Genomic DNA, 19593 nt, shown 5'->3' with positions numbered 1-19593 from the left:
TCCCAATGCCTGCAGCGTCAGCCCTGCATGCGTTGGAAGGCGGCGATGACCACAGCGGCAAACACCGTGACGGCCAATGTCAGCGCGATGGTGATGTCACCGATCAACTGCCCCACGAGGAAGGTCATCAGCCCCGCGGCACAGAGCCCGACAAGGCATAGCCCCCAGAAAAACGACATGTCGCTGTTCTCGGCCGTGTCTGATCGACGGTCCTGGGCAGGCATTGCACTTGGTGCGGCCCGGCTGGATGCCGCAGCTGGTGCAGAGCGGCGCGGCCGTGGGCGAGAGGGCTTCGATCCCGCAGGCTCAAGGTCGGCGTCTTCAACCAAAGACAAAAGCTTTGATCGGGCGTCTGCATATTGCGCGTCCGTCAGCTCCCCTCGCTTCCGCGCAGCATCCAGCTGCCGGAGTCTCTCCAACATTACGGTCATATCACCCACTCACTTTTCCCACGGGCAACGTGCCGCTGAGATTTGGGCAAAATGTGGCGAAATGCAGAAACCTGACGAAATGGTTAACAGGAGGAGCCTCTGATGACGAAATTTCTGGCCCTGCTCAACGTCATTGCCTGGTCCGGTTTCTGGGCCTTCGGGTACCTCGCCGTGACGGGCGATGGCTACACCAAAGGGCAGGTGACAATGGCCACGATACTTGCGGCCGCCGGTCTGTTTGCGGGTCTCTTCGCCTATTTGAAGCTGGTCCGGATTTCAGAGCGCAAAGGCTACGCCCAACCCTCAAACCGCATGACGCGTGATCAGCGCGATGCAGCCCAGTCGAATTGGGGAGAGGTTTGATGCAAAACGATAAATTCAACCAAGGGAGCCTCTGAATCATGTTCTACCGTGAAGCCGGGGATTTCAAAGCCTCCTATGTCGAGGACAGCCAGACCTTTCCGATCAAGTTCGACCGGTATCGCTACTACGCGGTGCTGGTGCTGGCCTTCGGGGTGATCCCGTTCCTCGTGAATGACTACTGGGTCAATGCGATCCTGCTGCCGTTCCTGATCTATGCGATCGCGGCGATCGGGCTCAACATACTTGTTGGTTACTGCGGGCAGGTCTCGTTGGGGACCGGGGGCTTCATGGCGGTGGGGGCCTATGCCTGCTACAAGCTTATGACGGCCTTTCCCGAGGTTTCGATGTTCATCCACGTGTTGCTGGCGGGGGGAATCACCGGGCTGGTCTGCGTGTTGTTCGGCCTGCCGAGCCTGCGTATCAAGGGGTTCTACCTCGCGGTGGCGACTTTGGCGGCGCAGTTCTTTCTGGTGTGGCTCTTCAACCGAGTGCCTTGGTTCTACAACTACTCTGCCTCCGGCCAGATCAACGCGCCGGAACGCGAGGTGTTCGGCATCATCATCACCGGCCCTCATGCGCCGGCCTGGGCGACTTATATGTTCTGCCTGATCTTTCTGACCTTCTGCGCGATCGTCGCCCGCAATCTGACCCGTGGCACCCAAGGGCGCAGCTGGATGGCAATCCGCGACATGGACATCGCCGCGGAGATCATCGGGGTCAATCCGATGAAGGCGAAAATGACCGCATTTGCAGTCTCCGGCTTCTTTGTCGGCATCTCGGGGGCGCTGTTCTTTTCGGTCTACCTCGGTGCGGTCGAAGTGGGAGAAGCCTTTGGCATCAACAAGTCATTCCTGGTGCTGTTCATGGTCATCATCGGTGGTTTGGGCTCGATCTTTGGCTCCTTTGCGGGCGCGGCCTTCCTGGTGCTGCTGCCGGTGGTGCTGAAGGTTGTCGGCGTCGACATGCTGGGCTGGCCCACTGATATCGTGGCGCATTTCCAGCTGGTCATCGTGGGCGCACTGATCGTGACATTCCTGATTCTGGAGCCGCACGGGTTGGCGCAGCTCTGGCGTGTGACCAAGGAGAAGCTCCGGCTCTGGCCCTTCCCGCACTGATCGGGGTGGGCGACGACCTCGCCGGGTCCAGCGAAGGAGGAGGCTGGGCTCGATCACGACACCATCGGAAAAAATTCAAGGGAGGATGATACCCGATGACACTGAAACTGACGACTCTGGCGCTGAGTGCGCTGATGGCCGCAGGTCCTGCAATGGCGGACCTCGTATTCCCGGACCTGAGCTATCGGACCGGTCCCTATGCAGCGGGCGGCATCCCGTTCTCTGACGGCTACAACGACTACTTCACGCTGGTCAACGAGCGGGACGGCGGCATCGGCGGTGTCAAGGCACGCGTGATCGAGTGCGAGACCGGCTACAACACCGAAAAGGGTGTGGAGTGCTATGAATCTACCAAGGGCGAAGGCGCTCTGGTCTACCAGCCGCTGTCCACCGGCATCACCTATCAGCTGATCCCCAAGGTCACGGCAGACGGCATTGCGCTGCACACCATGGGGTATGGCCGGACCTCGGCTGCAAACGGCAAGGTGTTCTCCAACGTCTTCAACTACCCGGCGAACTATTGGGATGGGGCGTCCGGCGTCATCAATCACCTGCTGGAAGAAAACGGCGGTGACCTGAACGGCAAGAAGGTCGCGCTAGTCTATCACAATTCCGCCTATGGCAAGGAGCCGATCCGCACGCTGGAAGAGCTGGGCAAGAAGCATGGTTTCGAGCTGAGCCTGCTGCCGGTTGACCATCCCGGTCAGGAGCAGAAATCCCAGTGGCTGCAGATCCGCCGCCAGCAACCCGACTATGTCGTGATGTGGGGCTGGGGCGTGATGAACCAGGTTGCCATTCAGGAAGCTGCCAACATTCGCTTCCCGATGGAGAACTTCATCGGCGTGTGGTGGTCCGGCTCCGATCACGATGTGATCCCGGCGGGTGCCAAGGCGGATGGCTACAAGGCCGTGACCTTCCACAACGTCGGCGATGACTTCCCGGTCTTTGACGACATCCAGACGCATGTGGTCGACAAAGGTCTGGCCGCAGGTGCGGGCGATCAGATCGGCAAAGTTGCCTACAACCGCGGCATGTATGCAGCGATGCTGGCGGTCGAGGCTGCCAAGACCGCACAGGAGATCCACGGCACTGCGGAGATCGACGCCGCGATGATGATCGACGGCATGGAAGGTCTGGAACTCACGGCTGAAAAGATGACGGCACTGGGCATGCAGAACTTCGGCCCTGCTTTCAATGTGTCCTGTGAAAACCACGGCGGTCCGGGGCTTGTCGGGGTGACGCAATGGGATGCGGATACGCAGACCTGGTCGCTGATCTCGGGCTTCAACCCAACCGACTCCGAGGTGATCGGTGCCTTGGTGGCCGAGGACTCCGCGTCCTATGCAGCCGAAAACAACATCGAAGAGCGCTGCAACTAAGCGGTCCTGTCGCGCCGAGAGAGGTCTCTCGGCGCGGCTTCAAAACTCATATGATGTGGCGCAGGGCCGCCGCATCGGTTCCGTCCCAAACGGACACTGGCGAAAGGGATAGCTTTCGAGATGCTGGACGCGGCGAACACCACAGATGTGCAGGCGGAGACGCTGCTCGAGGTCAATAATATCGAGGTGATCTACAACCACGTGATCCTCGTGCTAAAAGGCGTGAGTCTGAATGTGCCCAAGGGCGGGATCACCGCGCTTCTGGGGGGCAACGGGGCTGGCAAGACCACGACCCTGAAAGCAATTTCCAGCCTGCTGCATTCCGAACGCGGCGAGGTCACCAAGGGTTCGGTGCGCTATCGCGGCAAGGACGTGCATGCGCAGGATCCGGCGGATCTGGTGCGCAAGGGGGTGATCCAGGTGATGGAGGGTCGCCATTGTTTTGAGCACCTGACGGTCGAGGAAAACCTGCTGACCGGCGCCTATACGCGCGGCGATGGCAGTGCCAAAATTCAAGACGATCTGGAGATGGTCTATACTTATTTCCCCCGGCTGAAGGAGCGCCGCAAAAGTCAGGCAGGCTACACCTCCGGCGGGGAGCAGCAGATGGTCGCTATGGGGCGCGCCTTGATGAGCCGCCCGGAGACGATCCTGCTCGATGAGCCATCAATGGGCCTGGCGCCGCAGCTTGTGGAGCAGATCTTTCAGATCGTGAAGTCGATCAACGAGAACGAAGGCGTGACCTTCCTGCTGGCTGAGCAGAACACCAACGTGGCGCTGCGTTATGCCCACTATGGCTACATTCTGGAATCCGGCCGGGTGGTAATGGACGGCCCGGCGGCGGAGCTGCGCGAGAACCCGGATGTGAAGGAATTCTACCTCGGGATGTCCGAAGAAGGCCGCAAGAGTTTCCGTGACGTGCGGTCCTACCGCCGTCGCAAGAGGTGGCTGAGCTGAGGCGGGGAGAGATGACCATGACTTATTTTGATGCATTGGAAACCCGCAGCTCAGATGAGCGGGCCGCAGATCTGGCCAAACTTTTGCCAGAGCAGATCGCCCGCGCAAAATCGGCGCCCGGCTTTGCCGCCCTGCTGAGCGATGTGGATCCGGCGCAGATCACGACGGTTGCGGATCTTGCGCGCTTGCCCGTTCTGCGCAAGGCGGAGCTGAGCGCGGCGCAGGCGGCGCATCCACCCTTTGGTGGTTTCACCGTGAAACCGGCGCATGGCTTTGCCCATATCTTTCAGTCACCGGGGCCGATCTATGAACCCGGTGGGGTGGACCACGACTGGTGGCGCATGGGGCGTTTTCTGCATGCCGCGGGTGTGGGTCCCGGCGATGTGGTGCAGAACTGCTTTGGCTATCACCTGACGCCTGCCGGGATGATCTTTGAGAACGGTGCCCGCACGGTGGGGGCTGCGGTTCTGCCTGCTGGTACGGGCCAGACCGAATTGCAGGTCACGGCTGCGCGCGATGTGGGCGCGACCACCTATGCCGGAACGCCAGATTACCTGAAGGTGATCCTCGACAAGGCCGAGGCCATGGGGGTGACACTGGGGTTCACAAAGGCCGCGGTTGGTGGCGGCGCGCTGTTCCCCAGCTTGCGTCAGGATTACGCGGATCGCGGCATTGCGTGTCTGCAGTGCTATGCCACCGCAGATTTGGGCAATATCGCCTATGAGAGCGCCGCGATGGAGGGGATGATTGTCGACGAACAAGTCATCGTCGAGATCGTCACGCCCGGCACCGGCACCCCAGTTGCACCGGGTGAAGTCGGCGAGGTTGTGGTGACCACGCTCAACCGCGATTACCCGCTGATCCGTTTTGCCACCGGCGACCTGAGCGCGGTGATGCCCGGTGAGAGCCCCTGTGGCCGCACGAACCTGCGTATCAAGGGCTGGATGGGGCGCGCCGATCAGACCACCAAGATCAAGGGCATGTTCGTACGCCCCGAGCAGGTGGCAGCGCTGGTTGAAAAACATGACGAGATCGTCAAGGCGCGCGTCGTGGCCTCCCGCGAAGGCGAGATGGATGTGATGACCGTCCGGATCGAGGCCGAAGGCGGCGACGAGATCAGCTTTGCCCGCTCGGTTATTGATGTGCTGAAGATGAAGGGCGCCGTGGATGTGGTTGCCCCGGGGAGCCTGCCCAAGGATGGCCTCGTGATCGAGGATCAGCGCAGCTACGACTGATCTGCAGCCTCTTGCTGGACCCGACAGTGCCGCCGCTGCCGACATGCCGTCGCAGCGGCGGTTTCGCGCTGGAATTTCCGACAGAAATGCTTGAAACAGGTGCGACTCTGTTCAAAGGCAGGATGAATGACGCAAGCAAGCCAGACACAGGCGCCAGTAGCCCACCGCCAAAGCGCCGCCCGGAGCAGGGGCACACGCGGCTTTGCACTGCTGGCCTGGATCGTCGCGCTGTCCTGCCTGCTGCCGATGGTTGCAGTTGGTATCGCGGCGCTGACGGGCGGGGTGGAGACGATCTCGCATCTCGCGGATACTGTGCTGCCCCGCTATGCGCGTACCACGGTCTATCTGGTGCTGCTGGTGTCGTTGGGCACATTTTCCATCGGCGTGGGGGCGGCCTGGCTGGTCACCATGACCCGGTTTCCCGGCGTGCGGTTCTTCGAGGTGGCGTTGGTGCTGCCGCTGGCGTTTCCGGCCTATGTTCTGGCCTATGCCTATACATTTCTGCTCGACCATCCGGGGATTGTGCAGTCGACCCTGCGGGATGTGACAGGCTGGGGGCCGCGCGACTACTGGTTCCCGGAAATCCGGTCACTTGGCGGTGCGGCGCTGATGCTGGTGCTGGTGCTTTACCCATATGTCTACCTGCTGGCGCGAGCCGCCTTCCTGCAGCAAAGCTCCAGCGCGTTTCTTGCGGCGCGGGCGTTGGGGGATAGCTCCTGGCGCGCGTTTTGGCGTGTCAGCCTGCCGATGGCGCGGCCTGCGGTGGCCTCGGGCGTGTTGCTGGCGGTTATGGAGACCATCGCGGATTACGGCACAGTGGCCTATTTCGGGGTGCAGACCTTTGCCACGGGCATCTACACCAGCTGGTTTTCGCTGGGAGATCGTGGGGGAGCTGCGCAACTGGCCCTCTGTCTGTTAGGGTTTGCATTGATGCTCGCGGTGGCTGAGCGTGTCAGCCGCGGCAAGGCGCGTTACCACCACGCCGGAAAACAACAAGCCGCACTGCCCCCGGCGACACTGAGCGGCGGCAATGTGATTGCGGCTTGGGTGCTTTGCGCACTGCCGGTGATCTTTGGGTTCCTGGTGCCGCTGGTGAGCCTGACGCTGATGGGGCTTGAGTCTGAACAGAACTTGCTAAGCAGCCGCTATATTGCCTTCATCAAGAACTCGCTGACGCTGGCGAGTATGGCGGCGCTTATAACGCTGCTGGCGGCGGTCAGCCTTGGATTCTACCAACGTCTCCGCCCGGGCAAGCTATCGAGCACAGCCGCGAATTTTTCGCGCCTTGGCTATGCGGTGCCGGGCGGAGTGATCGCGGTGGGTTTGATGGTGCCATTTGCCGCGTTCGACAACGCGCTTGACGCCTGGATGCGAGCCAACTTCGGCATTCGAACAGGGCTGCTGGTCACCGGTTCGATCTGGCTTCTGGTGATGGCGTATGTTGTGCGCTTCATGGCGGCAGCGCTGGGGGCTTATGAAGGGGGGCAGGCAACGGTTCATGCGAATATGGACGCGGCTGCGCGTTCATTGGGTCAGAGCCCATTTGGCATGCTGCGCCGGGTGCATCTGCCGATCCTGACGCCGAGCCTGCTGACGGCACTGCTGATCGTCTTTGTCGACGTCATGAAGGAGCTGCCTGCAACATTGATCATGCGACCGTTCAATTTCGATACGCTGGCGGTGCAGGCGCACCGGCTGGCGGCGGATGAACGGCTTGAAGGGGCTGCTGTACCATCACTGGTGATCATGGCGGTGGGGTTGCTTCCGGTGATCCTGGTCTGTCGGCAAGTGCGACGCCGGACTTAAGGCGCAGAGGTCAGGGGCCGCTCCACCAGGCCTCGATCTCGGCGTGGCTCACGCGTTGTTCCGGGCCAAGGGCAACCAGAAGCGTTTCATCTGCATCACAGCGGCGTGCCTCAACATGACGACCGACAATATGCAACTCATAGGCACCACCTGAGGTCAGCACGAAGCCTTTCATCCTGTAGAGCCCCTCTGGCCGGTCGGCCAGTTTGTCACCCAATGCCCGACGGTCCATGACCGTTTTGCTGCGATGTTGCCAGCTGACGTATCCGGGGTGCGGCGCAGGCGTCATGCCGCGCGGGAGCGGCACGATGTCGAATAGCATGCGAGACAACTCCATATCGGCGATCCGAGTTGGAGTTCGAGCCCCCACCTGACGGAGCTGATCGAGCAACTCTGTTTCGGGCGCGCTGTCGAGTTTGCTGAGAAGAACCAGATCTGCCGCGCAGATTTGCTGCGCCACCTGAGGTTTCAGCAGTGGATCATCCATCAAGGTGGAAAAGCTGGAACCATCCACCACGGTGACAATACCTGCATAGCTAAGGCGGCTGTCATTGAGCAATGCATTGGCGATCGCAACTGGCTCGGCGACACCACTGGCTTCGATCAGGATATGATCAGGCTGTTTTCCGCGGGTCAGGACCTCATTGACGCTCAAGGCTAGGTCATCACCAAGCGAGCAACAAACGCAGCCGTTGGTCAACGCAATCCTGTCGACATCCGCATCTGCAATAAGCGAGGCGTCGATATTGATGCTGCCGAAGTCATTGACCAAAACGGCCAGACGCAAGCCGTGATCCTCGCCAAGCAGCGCGTTGATCAGCGTTGTCTTACCCGCGCCGAGATATCCACTGATGATCGTAACTGGCGTGCGCATCAGGACATGCCCCTGCGCATCAAGTGCATCGCAATCGGCATGTCAACCGAGCTCCCCGCTTTATGAATTTGCAATCTCTATGTCTTGCTTGGCGCGACTCTATAGGTTCTGAGGACGGCTCGGTCCAGACAAAGATTCGGCAGAAGCGGGGAGCAAATCACCTGTTTCGAGCTTGCTGCCTGATTTCACATCAGAAAAATTGTATGAAAATTCAAATTTCTGGAGGGCGGCTTCAGTTCTCTGCATTTGTTCACGCGCTGCAGATTGGGATTCCCGCTCCCGATTCTTGCAAAGCGGATGCAAAAAAGGGCGCAGTCGAAACTGCGCCCTCTCTCTCGAATACACTAGAGTAGCTTATTCCCAGCCAACCTCGTTGAAGATTTTCTGCGCGGTCGGAAGGTTCAGAGCAACTTTGGACAGTTCGACATCGTCGGCGACAAATTCACCCAGCTTTGCCACGCTTTCAGACTTTTCGACCGAAGGAACGGCAGGGAACTCGTCGTTGCCACCGGAGAAATACTGTTGCGCCTGATCGGATGCGAGATACTCAAGAAACTTGACCGCGTTGTCGCGGTTCGGTGCATGGGCCGCAACGCCGCCACCGGACAGGTTCATATGCGCACCTTCCGCGTCCTGAGACGGGAAAACCCACGCAATCTTGTCGATGTCGGCTGAGAGGCCTTTGACATCCTTCCGCAGCGCACGGGCAAAGTAATAGGAGTTGGCAACCGAGACATCACATTCGCCGGAGATGATTCCGCGCAGCTGATCGGTGTCGCCACCCTGCGGCGCGCGCGCAAAGTTCTCCACCATGCCAGCGGCCCATTCACGTGCCTTTTCCTCACCGTGGTTTTCGATGATGGCAGAGAGCAGCGTCTGGGCATAGACGTTGCTGGAGGACCGGTGGCAGACCATGCCTTTGTACTCGGGCTTGATCAGATCCATGTAGGTCGCCGGCGGGTTGTCCACGTCGGCCTTGTCGTAGAACACGATGCGGGCGCGCTGTGAAAAGCCGAACCACTGGTTGTCGGCGTCCTGCAGGTTGGACGGGATCCGGTCTTCGAGCACGTCGCTGTCGATCGATTGCAAAACACCTGCATCCTTCGCGCGCGCCAGACGGGAGGTATCCACTGTCAGCAGGATGTCCGCCGGAGAGTTTGCACCCTCGGCCTGCATCCGGGCGATCAGCTCATCAGCCTTGCCTTCGATGCGGTTGATGGTGATGCCGGTGGCCTCTTCGAAGTCGGAGTAGAGGCGTTCATCGGTGTCGTAGTGGCGAGAGGAGTACAGGTTGACTACTCCGTCAGCGACGGCAGTGGTCGCAAGACTCGCGGCGATTACAGTTGCAAAAACGTTGATTTTCATGAGCTTTTCACCCCTCTGAATGTCGCTTGTTCCTGGGTGGCACCTCCTCGCGCCAAAACCCAAGTTGTTTAGTCAATTACTACACTGCGCGCGAAATGTAAGGGGTAACTGATTAATTCTGTCAGAAAATTCTTCGGTCGCGAAGGTCATGCCTCACGATTGAATGACGCCCCCTGGCCAGGCGGCGTGTCAGACAACTTCTGTGGGAGATACTGGGGGCACAAAAACAAAAAACCGCATCCGAAGATGCGGTTTTCCGGAGCCCCGTGAGAGGCGTCATATGCTGTATGTCAGCCCTGACGAGCTTTGAACCGACGCTGGGTCTTGTTGATCACGTAGACGCGACCTTTGCGACGCACAACCCGGCAATCACGGTGCCGGTTCTTCAGCGAACGGAGCGAGTTCTTGACCTTCATGGTCTCTCTCCTTGTCTGCGGCGCGAACCAGCGCCTGGGTTAGCGGGCGTTCCGGCGCCTGAGCCCGAAACAATGAAATCATGGTGGGCGGTACAAGGATCGAACTTGTGACCCCTTCGATGTCAACGAAGTGCTCTACCGCTGAGCTAACCGCCCATGATGCCGACAACAAAACAATTTTCTACGCCGTTTGGCGCATCGCTTCGCGTCAGTGAAAAGGCGTATAAAAGGAGTCGATTGTGGGCGCAAGAGCTTTTGCCACAGAAATATAAACTCTATGCTGTGACTCTCAGGCGGGAAAGTGGAGCTGGCATGTCACGTCAGGCATATTCGGTTGAAATGCCACAGATGTGGCAGTCTCCGGTGGTGATCGCATCGCCGCATAGCGGCTCGAACTATCTGAAAACCTTTGTTTCTCAGTCGGTTCTCGACGCAAAACGCTTGCGCAGCAGCGAGGATGCATTTGTCGACCAGCTGTTCGCTGTCGCGCCTGAGTTCGGGATGCCCATGCTGACGGCGCAGATGCCGCGGGCGTTTGTCGACTTGAACCGTTCGTCCGGTGAATTGGATCCTGCTCTGATCGAAGGGGTACGGCGGCGCGGACAAAATCCCCGCGTGGCCTCCGGACTAGGTGTGATTCCCCGAGTCGTTTCCAACGGGCGGTCCATCTATCGCGGCAAGATCAGCATGGCCGAGGCGCAGGCGCGAATCGATCAGTACTGGACGCCCTATCACGCGGCTCTGCAGCAGTTGCTTGATGCCTCTCATGCGCGGTTCGGCGAAACCATTCTGGTCGATTGCCATTCAATGCCGCATGAGGCGGTCGAAGGCGTGTCGCCGAAACGAGCATTGCGACCGGAAATCGTTTTGGGGGATCGGTTCGGTGCGGCCGCTGACGGCTGGATCGTGGATGAGATCGAAGCGGCCTTTGCGGAGGCAGGGTTCCGTGTGGCGCGAAACGCGCCGTTTGCAGGGGCCTATATCACCCAGACCTATGGGCGACCGGCGCGGCGGCAGCATGCCATTCAGGTCGAGATTGATCGCTCTCTCTATATGGACGAGACCGACATCACGCCAAATGCGCAATTTGCAACTGTAAAAGCACAGCTCACACGTGCGCTCAGTCGTGTTGCGACCCTCGGCTCCGACAGAAAACCGATGGCTGCAGAATAAACTTACCTCAGCGTAGCGCGCGTCCCTTCAGGATGGCTTCCTTGCCAAACCGTTTGCGGATTTCGTCTGTCGCACGTTCGGCACTTGCCCGTTTTTCCGCGTTGGGATCGAGCAGATCGCCCGTGGTGTCGGCCTGTGCCTCTGGTCCAAGTTCGCTGATGCCGCATCCAAGCAGCCGGAAGGGGCCCTGGTTTACTGACTGATCCAGCAGGTGGCGCGCGGTGCGATAGATCTGATCGGCGATCTGAGTCGGACTGTGCAGGGATTGGCGCCGGGTGAGCGTTGAATGGTTCGCGCGTTTTAGTTTCAGCGTGACCACTCGACCGGCGAGTTCCTTGGCCTTGGCCCGGTCCGAAACTTGTTCTGCTAGGCGCCACAGATGCCCATCGAGCACGTCCATTTGCATCGTGTCCTCAAAGAAGGTGGTTTCCTTGGATATGGATTTCACCGGGGTACGCGCGGACACCTTGCGGCGGTCTTCGCCGCGCGCCAAATGCCAGAGCCGGTCCCCCATGCTGCCAAAGCGCTCATGCAGGTCACGACGATCCCAACGCAACAGGTCCGAGAAGGCGCGAATCCCTGCTTTTTCCAGTGATGCTTGTGCGGCGGGGCCAATACCCCAGATGAGGCGCACGGGTTTATCGCGCAGGAATTCCCCTGTTTCGGCTTCACCAATCACTGAAAAGCCGCGTGGTTTGTCGAGGTCGGAGGCGACCTTGGCCAAGAATTTGTTGTGACTCAGCCCGATCGAGCCGGTGACGCCGAGCTCATCCTTCATCCGCCTGACCAACCGCGCCAGCATGACCGCGGGGGGCGCGCCGTGTAGCCGCTCGGTGCCAGACAGATCCATGAAGGCCTCATCCAGTGACAGGGGTTCCACCTCTGGTGTCAGCTCATCCATCATGGCCCGGATTGCGCGGCTGGTTTCCACATAGGCATGCATCCGTGGTTTGATGACCACCGCGTCCGGACAGAGCTTCAGCGCCTGAAACATCGGCATGGCAGAGCGGACTCCCCGAATGCGGGCCACATAGCAGGCGGTCGAAACTACGCCGCGATGTGCGCCGCCGATGATTACCGGCTTGTCCGCCAATTCTGGATTGTCGCGTTTCTCGACGCTGGCATAGAAGGCATCGCAATCCATATGCGCGATGGAGAGCGTGAACAGCTCGTCATGAGCCTTGATGCGCGGGCTGCGACAAGCAGGACAGCGTCGGTGCCCCGGACGCAGCGCGCCGGGATCAAAGCAGTGCAGACAGTCGCGGCAGAGGGCTGGCATGGCGGACTCGACAAAAAAGCGCAGAAACGGGGTGTGCGCGACGCCCGCTCCGGTTAGCGTGCACCCGGCGTCAACGGGGCGCCTCTGCGCAGAGGTGAAATATACCATGAGCTTTACGGGAACGAAACTGGCGCTGTTTCTCGGCCCGCGTCTGCTGGTGATCCTGCGCGACGAGACTGTCGATATTCCCTTTCCCGGTCATTGGGATTTCCCCGGGGGTGGGCGAGAGAACGGCGAGACCCCGAAGGAATGCACTCTGCGAGAGACGTATGAGGAGGTCGGGCTCGCCCTGGCGCCCGAAGAGCTGACCTACGCGCGCTGTTATCCCCGGCCGGATGGCGACAGCTGGTTCTTTGCCGCCCACCTTTCAGAAGCGACGGTGGCGGATATCCGGTTTGGTGATGAAGGGCAGGGGTGGGAGCTCATGACACCGGCGGCCTATATTGCCCACCCGCTGGGCATTCCGCGTTTCAAGGACCGGCTGCAGAACTATCTGCAGCGTTCTCAGTCTGACGGGGCGTGAGGCTCCGGTACAGCAACACAGGTAATATTGATGTTTCGGAAAGAAAGGCCCCCGCACAAGTGGCGGGGGAAGGTGACGTTTCTCAGGAAGAGGTAAACGTCAGGGGAGTGTCTCCACTCCAGATTCACCTATGAACCCATGTTTCGCAAAGCTCCAAGCCGGTTCGAGATGGATTTCTCGCTCCGACCTGTGCTTTCAATGTCACGAATATGAAATTCAGTTTTTCGAAACGGTCAGTGTTTCTACGTGATTTGTTCTTTGATCCCCGCACCTTGTCGCCATGATATACGATGGCTTTACGGTGCGGGCTGGAACGGGTGTTAAGGTCTGCGTTTGCCCGTCTTTTGGGCAGTGCAGCCCGCAATCGAGCGGCGTTACCCCTTGTTGGGGATTTTCGTCTGTGCGCTGTTCATCTCTTTCAGAATATCCTGCGCCGCCAGACGTGGAACTTCGGCCTGCCAGATCGGACGGCCGACAACGATGTGGTCGGCGCCCGCCTCCAGCGCTTGCATCGGGGTGGTTACGCGTTTCTGGTCCCCCAGATCGGCGCCAACAGGGCGTACGCCAGGGGTCACGATCAATTTGCCTTCGGCCTCTGGCAGTGCACGGATCAGGGCGGCTTCTTGCGGGCTGGCAATCACGCCATCGGCTCCTGCAGCCAGCGCCTTGCCTGCGCGTTCCTGTACAAGATCGGTGATGTCGCCGCTCTTGATGAGCGCATCGTCCAGATCATTCCGGTCGAGCGAGGTCAGAATGGTGACGGCCAAGATCTTCAGGTCCTTGCCTGCGGCACCCTCTTTGGCGGCGCGCACCACATGCGGGTCGCCATGCACGGTGAGGAAGTCGAGCTCGAACTGAGACAGGCCGCGCACCGCGTTTTCCACCGTCGCGCCGATGTCAAAGAGCTTCATGTCGAGGAAGATCTTCTTGCCGAGCTCCTGTTTCAGCTCATTCGCGAGGGCCAGGCCTCCGCCGGTCAGCATGCCCAGACCGATCTTGTAGAAAGAGACGGCATCTCCCAACTGTTCGGCCAGCTTCAAGCCGGCGATGGCGTTGGGTACATCCATGGCAACGATCAAGCGGTCATCGGCGATGGGAGTGGTCATGGGCATGTCTCCGGTCTGGGGCGCTGGGTTGCGTCTTCCTAATGCCTTTGCCCCTTGCGGAAAAGGGCCTTCAGAGGTTTCTTACGTGGTTTGATCGCGGTCAAGGTTCATCAACACTTGTCATGGTAGTCAGGGACTTGAAGATGTGCGGTGAATACCCACATCTTACCCCGAGGCCCACACCGATCCTGTGCTGCCAAGCGGGCAGGGTCATTCTAGGGGCGCTTGAAAAAGGAGAAGAAGATGGACTTGAACAAGTTCACTGAGCGGGCGCGCGGTTTTGTGCAGGCGGCCCAGACTGTCGCACTTCGCGAGGGTCACCAGCGGCTGACGCCGGAACATATCCTCAAAGCATTGCTGGACGACGATCAGGGCATGGTTACGAATCTCATTTCCCGTGCGGGAGGAGATCCGAAACGCGTGGCCGAATCCGTCGAGGCGGCCATGGGCAAGCTGCCCAAGGTGTCCGGTGATGCCGGGCAGATCTATCTTGATGGTCAGACCGCCCGGGTGCTGGATGAAGCGACCAAGGTGGCAGAGAGGGCCGGGGACAGTTTTGTTCCGGTAGAGCGCATGTTGACCGCCTTGGCATTGGTCAAATCGAAAGCGAAAGAAGCGCTTGAGGCGGGCAATGTCACGGCACAGAAGCTCAACGAGGCGATCAACGACATTCGTCAGGGGCGCACGGCCGATAGCGCGACGGCTGAAGACTCATATGAGGCTCTGAAGAAATACACGCAGGACCTGACCGAACGTGCCAGCGAGGGCAAGATTGACCCGATCATCGGGCGCGATGACGAGATCCGTCGGACCATGCAGGTGCTGAGCCGCCGGACCAAGAACAACCCGGTGCTGATCGGTGAGCCGGGCGTGGGTAAAACGGCGATCGCCGAAGGCATGGCCTTGCGCATCATCAACGGGGATGTGCCCGAATCCCTGCGCGACAAACGACTTCTGGCGCTGGACATGGGCGCGCTGATAGCCGGTGCGAAATATCGTGGCGAGTTTGAGGAGCGGTTGAAGAGCATCCTGAATGAGGTCACGGCGGCGGCGGGTGAGGTCATCCTGTTCATCGACGAGATGCACACGCTGGTCGGTGCCGGAAAATCTGATGGTGCAATGGACGCCGCCAACCTCATCAAGCCGGCTCTGGCACGGGGTGAGCTGCACTGTATCGGCGCCACCACGCTGGATGAATATCGCAAGTATGTGGAGAAGGACGCAGCACTCGCGCGCCGTTTCCAGCCGGTAATGGTGTCTGAGCCGACGGTTGAGGATACGATTTCCATTCTGCGCGGCATCAAGGAAAAATACGAACTCCATCACGGGGTGCGTATTGCTGATGGCGCCCTTGTGGCGGCAGCAACCTTGTCAAACCGCTACATTACGGACCGGTTCCTGCCCGACAAGGCTATTGACCTTGTGGACGAGGCCGCGTCGCGCCTGCGAATGGAAGTGGACTCCAAGCCGGAAGAGCTGGACGCGCTTGATCGCCAGATCCTGCAGATGCAGATCGAGGAACAGGCCCTGAAGCTTGAAGAGGATACCGCCTCTCTGGATCGCCTGGAAACACTGCAGAAGGAACTCGCTGACTTGCAGGAGCGCTCGGCAGAGATGACGGCGCAGTGGCAGGCGGAACGGGACAAATTGGCCTCCGCTCGGGACATCAAAGAGCGGTTGGACAAGGCGCGTGCTGAACTTGATATCGCAAAGCGTGAGGGCAACCTCGCCAAGGCGGGTGAGCTGTCTTATGGCGTCATCCCTGGTTTGGAGAAGCAGCTGACAGAGGCCGAGCAGACCGAACAAAAGGGGCTTATGGTCGAAGAGGCTGTCCGTCCCGAGCAAATCGCGGGCGTCGTGGAGCGCTGGACCGGCATCCCGACCTCCAAGATGCTCGAAGGTGACCGTGAAAAGCTGTTGCGGATGGAAGACGGTCTGCATGCGCGTGTCATCGGACAGAACACTGCGGTGACGGCAGTCGCCAATGCGGTGCGCCGGGCGCGGGCTGGTCTTAGTGACGAAAACCGTCCACTGGGCTCTTTCCTGTTCCTCGGGCCAACGGGTGTAGGCAAGACCGAGCTGACCAAGGCCGTGGCTGAGTTCCTGTTTGACGATGACAGCGCCATGGTGCGCGTCGACATGTCGGAGTTCATGGAAAAGCACAGCGTCGCCCGCCTGATTGGTGCCCCTCCGGGGTATGTCGGCTATGATGAGGGTGGCGTTCTGACCGAAGCCGTACGGCGTCGTCCCTATCAGGTGATCCTGTTCGACGAAGTTGAGAAGGCGCACCCGGATGTGTTCAACGTGCTGCTGCAGGTGCTGGACGATGGTGTGCTGACGGATGGGCAAGGCCGGACCGTGGACTTCAAGCAAACGCTGATCATCCTTACATCCAACCTTGGCGCGCAGGCCCTCAGCCAGCTGCCAGACGGGGCGGATGCGTCGGATGCTAAGCGGGACGTGATGGACGCGGTGCGGGCGCATTTCCGCCCCGAGTTCCTGAACCGCCTGGATGAGACGGTGATCTTCGACCGGCTTGGTCGTCACGACATGGGCGGGATTGTAGAGATCCAGCTCCGGCGTCTGGTCAAGCGGTTGGCAGATCGCAAGATCACACTGCAACTGGACGATGGCGCCAAGGCGTGGCTTGCGGATGAGGGGTATGATCCGGTGTTTGGGGCGCGCCCGTTGAAACGCGTCATTCAGCGCGCACTGCAGAACCCGCTGGCAGAGGCGCTGCTGTCTGGGGACATCAAGGACGGAGAGACCGTTTCGGTGTCTGCGGGCAGTGAAGGGCTGGTTATCGGGGATCGCCTCGGCACAACCAAGCGGCCACGCCCGGATGAGGCTGTCGTTCACTGAGCTTGCACGTGATGATGAGATAGAGGGTCGCCCTTTGGGGCGGCCCTTTTGCCGATAACCATTGCTGAACCGGATGTGAAATCCCACCTGTGAAACGTCATGCGTCTGTCGTGTGTCGGCATGCTATAATACGGATTGGTCAGGCCGCCTTGCCTGTCCCGCGATATTGAAGAGAAAGGATTTTCCATGGGGTTTGCGATGAATGCGGTGTCGATCCTTGCGGTGGTGTTCATCTGCCTTCTGGGTGTGTTTGCCCTGGCGGCACTGGCGATGTTTGTCATAGATCGCACGCAGACCCAGGACGCGATCCGCCGCAACTACCCGGTGCTGGGGCGGTTTCGGCATCTCTTCAGTTCCCTTGGGGAGTTCTTCCGCCAGTATTTCTTCGCCATGGATCGCGAGGAGCTTCCGTTCAATCGTGCGCAGCGGGAGTGGATTGCCCGTGCCTGCGCCGGTGTGACCAACACGGTGGCCTTTGGCTCCACCCGCAACACTGCGGTGCCGGGCACGCCGATCTTCGTAAACGCCGCCTTCCCACCGCTGAATGACCAATATGCCAGTTCCGAACCGATGCTGATCGGTCCGACCGCGCGGGTACCCTATAATGCACCGTCGTTCTTCAACATTTCCGGTATGAGCTATGGCGCACTGTCGCGTCCTGCAGTCACCGCCCTCAGCCGGGGCGCGCGCGAGGCGGGGATCTGGCTCAACACCGGGGAGGGTGGGCTAAGCCCGTTTCATCTCGATGGGGGCTGTGATGTGGTCTTTCAGATCGGCACCGCCAAATACGGGGTGCGCGATGCCGAAGGAAATCTGAGTGATGCGCGCCTGAAGGAACTCGCCGAGATCCCGCAGGTAAAGATGTTCGAGTTGAAGCTGGCGCAGGGGGCAAAACCCGGCAAGGGCGGTATCCTGCCCGCCGCCAAGGTCAATGCCGAAATCTCCGAGATCCGCGGCATCCCGGAAGGGACGGCGAGCATTTCTCCCAACCGGCACCCGGAGATCGCCTCTTATGACGACCTTCTCGATATGGTTGCCCGCGTGCGCCAGGTTTCTGGCAAGCCGGTGGGGATCAAGACGGTCGCAGGGTCTGAGGTTGCCCTGCGGGAGATGTTCCTGAACTTCGCGGCGCGACCTGATGACGTTCCGGACTTCATCACCATTGACGGTGGTGAGGGCGGCACCGGAGCCGCACCGATGCCACTGATTGACCTTGTTGGCATGTCCGTACGCGAGGCCCTGCCGTTGGTGTGCAACCTACGCGATGAATATGGCTTCAAGGAGCGCATCCGCCTGATCTCCAGCGGCAAGCTGGTCAACCCCGGCGATGTGGCCTGGGCGCTGGCAGCGGGCGCTGATTTTGTCACCTCGGCGCGGGGCTTCATGTTTTCGCTGGGCTGCATTCAGGCGCTGAAGTGCAATCGCAACACCTGCCCGACCGGCATCACCACCCACGACCCGCGCTTTCAGCAGGGGCTCGTGGTGGAGGACAAGTACAAGAAGGTCGCCCGCTTTGCTCGCGAAGTGATCCAGGAGGTGGAGACCATCGCCCATTCGGTCGGGGTGGATGAACCGCGCAAGATGCGCCGCCGTCACATGCGGATCGTGCAGGAGGATGGCTCCTCGCGGCCGATGAATGAGATCCTGCCAAGTTACAGTGCTGTCGCGGAGATGTGAGAGGATATGTTTTTGCCCTGAGCGCCTAAGGCGTTACCTCAAGGATCAACACGATCTCAAGGAGCGCTTTCATGGCCCATCGCTGGCAAAACGATCTGACCCACCGGGACATCACGCCGGAATCCCTGTTCTGGAACCGGCGCAAGATCCTCGCAGGCATGGGGGGCGTCGGGCTGGGGGCTATCGGCGGCGGTCTGGCGCAGGCCCAAGAGGCGGAGCTGGACCCCAACACCTGGGAAGAGGTCACCAGCTACTGCAATTTCTATGAATTCGGCACCGGCAAAACCGATCCCGCCAGCTATGCCGGCCAGATGACCACCTCGCCCTGGGAGGTGGAGATCGACGGCATGGTCGACAATCCCGGCACCTACGGCTTTGACCAGATCCTGTCAGAGATGACACTGGAAGAGCGCATCTACCGGTTTCGCTGTGTCGAGGCCTGGTCGATGGTGATCCCCTGGCAGGGGTTTGAACTGGCGGACCTGCTGAACCTGGCCGGCGTGCAGGAGGGGGCGAAATACGTCGCCTTTGAAACCCTGCTGCGCCCGGATGAGATGCCCGGCACCCGTTACCCGGTGCTGGACTGGCCCTACCGCGAGGGGCTGCGCCTCGATGAGGCGATGAACCCGCTGACGATCATGGCCACCGGCATATTCGGCAAGCCACTGCCAAACCAGAACGGTGCCCCGCTGCGCCTGGTGGTGCCGTGGAAATACGGCTTCAAGTCGATCAAGTCGGTGGTGAAGATCACCCTGACCGATCAGGAGCCGCCGACCAGCTGGAACATGGCCAATGCGCGCGAATACGGTTTCTACAGCAATGTGAACCCTGAGGTGGATCACCCCCGTTGGAGTCAGGCCTCGGAGCGGCGCATTGGTGGCGGGCTGTTTTCCCGTCGTCAGCCAACATTGATGTTCAATGGCTATGAGGCAGAGGTCGCCTCCCTCTATGAGGGGCTGGATCTGACCAAGAACTTCTGATGGATCTGACTTCTGTGAATTCCGCCCTGCGCCGGGTGCCGTCGTGGCTCAT

Annotated in this window: 18 protein-coding genes and 1 tRNA gene (1 of these 19 running past the window's edge); 12 read left to right on the top strand and 7 right to left on the bottom strand. The window is 60.1% G+C overall.

Going from position 1 to position 19593, the window contains the following annotated elements; genetic code table 11:
- Positions 1-17: 17 nt before the first annotated feature.
- Positions 18-179, bottom strand: coding sequence for a hypothetical protein (locus tag R1T40_RS14995; protein ID WP_317384688.1), 162 nt, complete (start codon positions 177-179; stop codon positions 18-20).
- Between the two features lie 354 nt (positions 180-533).
- Here R1T40_RS14995 and R1T40_RS14990 point away from each other — a divergent pair, with 354 nt between their 5' ends.
- The 6 genes from R1T40_RS14990 to R1T40_RS14965 all read left to right on the top strand — a co-directional run bounded on the left by R1T40_RS14990 (position 534) and on the right by R1T40_RS14965 (position 7286).
- A complete protein-coding gene (locus R1T40_RS14990; RefSeq protein ID WP_106162691.1) occupies positions 534-794 on the top strand; it encodes a hypothetical protein in 261 nt (86 codons plus the stop codon).
- Between the two features lie 38 nt (positions 795-832).
- The gene (locus R1T40_RS14985; protein WP_317384687.1) at positions 833-1909 is read left to right on the top strand and encodes a branched-chain amino acid ABC transporter permease; all 1077 of its coding nucleotides are present in this window, start codon (positions 833-835) and stop codon (positions 1907-1909) included.
- Between the two features lie 95 nt (positions 1910-2004).
- Positions 2005-3288 carry an ABC transporter substrate-binding protein gene (locus R1T40_RS14980; protein ID WP_317384686.1) on the top strand — a complete coding sequence of 428 codons (1284 nt, stop codon included), beginning with the start codon at positions 2005-2007 and terminating at the stop codon, positions 3286-3288.
- Positions 3289-3408: 120 nt separating this feature from the next.
- Positions 3409-4245, top strand: a complete 837-nt coding sequence (locus R1T40_RS14975) for an ABC transporter ATP-binding protein (RefSeq protein WP_106162694.1) — start codon at positions 3409-3411, stop codon at positions 4243-4245.
- Between the two features lie 17 nt (positions 4246-4262).
- Entirely contained in the window at positions 4263-5480 is a 1218-nt protein-coding gene (locus R1T40_RS14970) for a phenylacetate--CoA ligase family protein (protein ID WP_317384685.1), read from the top strand.
- A gap of 126 nt (positions 5481-5606) precedes the next feature.
- Complete coding sequence (locus R1T40_RS14965; RefSeq protein ID WP_317384684.1) at positions 5607-7286, top strand: ABC transporter permease; 1680 nt, start codon at positions 5607-5609, stop codon at positions 7284-7286.
- A 10-nt stretch (positions 7287-7296) separates the two neighbouring features.
- Here R1T40_RS14965 and R1T40_RS14960 read toward each other — a convergent pair whose 3' ends face one another.
- From R1T40_RS14960 to R1T40_RS14945, 4 genes are all read right to left on the bottom strand, one after another.
- A complete protein-coding gene (locus R1T40_RS14960; protein WP_317384683.1) occupies positions 7297-8160 on the bottom strand; it encodes a CobW family GTP-binding protein in 864 nt (287 codons plus the stop codon).
- 354 nt (positions 8161-8514) lie between these two features.
- Positions 8515-9525, bottom strand: coding sequence for an extracellular solute-binding protein (locus tag R1T40_RS14955; protein ID WP_317384682.1), 1011 nt, complete (start codon positions 9523-9525; stop codon positions 8515-8517).
- A gap of 290 nt (positions 9526-9815) precedes the next feature.
- The gene (ykgO, locus tag R1T40_RS14950; protein WP_008562923.1) at positions 9816-9941 is read right to left on the bottom strand and encodes a type B 50S ribosomal protein L36; all 126 of its coding nucleotides are present in this window, start codon (positions 9939-9941) and stop codon (positions 9816-9818) included.
- Between the two features lie 81 nt (positions 9942-10022).
- Positions 10023-10097 (bottom strand) — tRNA-Val (locus R1T40_RS14945).
- A 156-nt stretch (positions 10098-10253) separates the two neighbouring features.
- On the opposite strand from R1T40_RS14945, the gene R1T40_RS14940 reads away from it, so the two are divergent.
- Positions 10254-11114: an N-formylglutamate amidohydrolase gene (locus tag R1T40_RS14940; RefSeq protein ID WP_317384681.1), complete on the top strand. Its 861-nt coding sequence runs from the start codon at positions 10254-10256 to the stop codon at positions 11112-11114.
- A gap of 7 nt (positions 11115-11121) precedes the next feature.
- Here the strand turns inward: R1T40_RS14940 and R1T40_RS14935 are convergent, their stop codons facing one another.
- Positions 11122-12393 (bottom strand): DNA polymerase IV, encoded by a 1272-nt coding sequence (locus R1T40_RS14935; RefSeq protein WP_106162735.1) that lies wholly within the window; start codon positions 12391-12393, stop codon positions 11122-11124.
- Between the two features lie 106 nt (positions 12394-12499).
- Between R1T40_RS14935 and R1T40_RS14930 the strand changes: the two genes are divergently transcribed.
- Positions 12500-12916 carry an NUDIX hydrolase gene (locus R1T40_RS14930; RefSeq protein WP_317384680.1) on the top strand — a complete coding sequence of 139 codons (417 nt, stop codon included), beginning with the start codon at positions 12500-12502 and terminating at the stop codon, positions 12914-12916.
- Positions 12917-13290: 374 nt separating this feature from the next.
- Here the strand turns inward: R1T40_RS14930 and pyrF are convergent, their stop codons facing one another.
- Entirely contained in the window at positions 13291-14022 is a 732-nt protein-coding gene (gene pyrF / locus R1T40_RS14925; RefSeq protein WP_106162700.1) for an orotidine-5'-phosphate decarboxylase, read from the bottom strand.
- A 243-nt stretch (positions 14023-14265) separates the two neighbouring features.
- Between pyrF and clpB the strand changes: the two genes are divergently transcribed.
- From clpB to msrQ, 4 genes are all read left to right on the top strand, one after another.
- Positions 14266-16884, top strand: coding sequence for an ATP-dependent chaperone ClpB (gene clpB, locus R1T40_RS14920; protein WP_317384679.1), 2619 nt, complete (start codon positions 14266-14268; stop codon positions 16882-16884).
- Positions 16885-17070: 186 nt separating this feature from the next.
- Complete coding sequence (locus R1T40_RS14915; RefSeq protein WP_106162702.1) at positions 17071-18561, top strand: FMN-binding glutamate synthase family protein; 1491 nt, start codon at positions 17071-17073, stop codon at positions 18559-18561.
- A 71-nt stretch (positions 18562-18632) separates the two neighbouring features.
- Positions 18633-19541: a protein-methionine-sulfoxide reductase catalytic subunit MsrP gene (msrP, locus tag R1T40_RS14910; RefSeq protein WP_317384678.1), complete on the top strand. Its 909-nt coding sequence runs from the start codon at positions 18633-18635 to the stop codon at positions 19539-19541.
- A protein-coding gene (gene msrQ, locus R1T40_RS14905) for a protein-methionine-sulfoxide reductase heme-binding subunit MsrQ (RefSeq protein ID WP_317384677.1) crosses the window boundary here: on the top strand, positions 19541-19593 show its start. The gene runs 547 nt beyond the window's last position; only the first 53 of its 600 coding nucleotides appear in the window; it begins with the start codon at positions 19541-19543; the stop codon falls past the right edge of the window. The genes msrP and msrQ overlap by 1 nt, the downstream gene beginning before the upstream one ends.

The organism is Tritonibacter scottomollicae, assembly GCF_032924845.1.
GTDB lineage: Bacteria > Pseudomonadota > Alphaproteobacteria > Rhodobacterales > Rhodobacteraceae > Epibacterium > Epibacterium scottomollicae.
The sequence above is the reverse complement of the archived record's forward strand: the minus strand, read 5'-3'. Positions and strand labels throughout refer to the sequence as shown.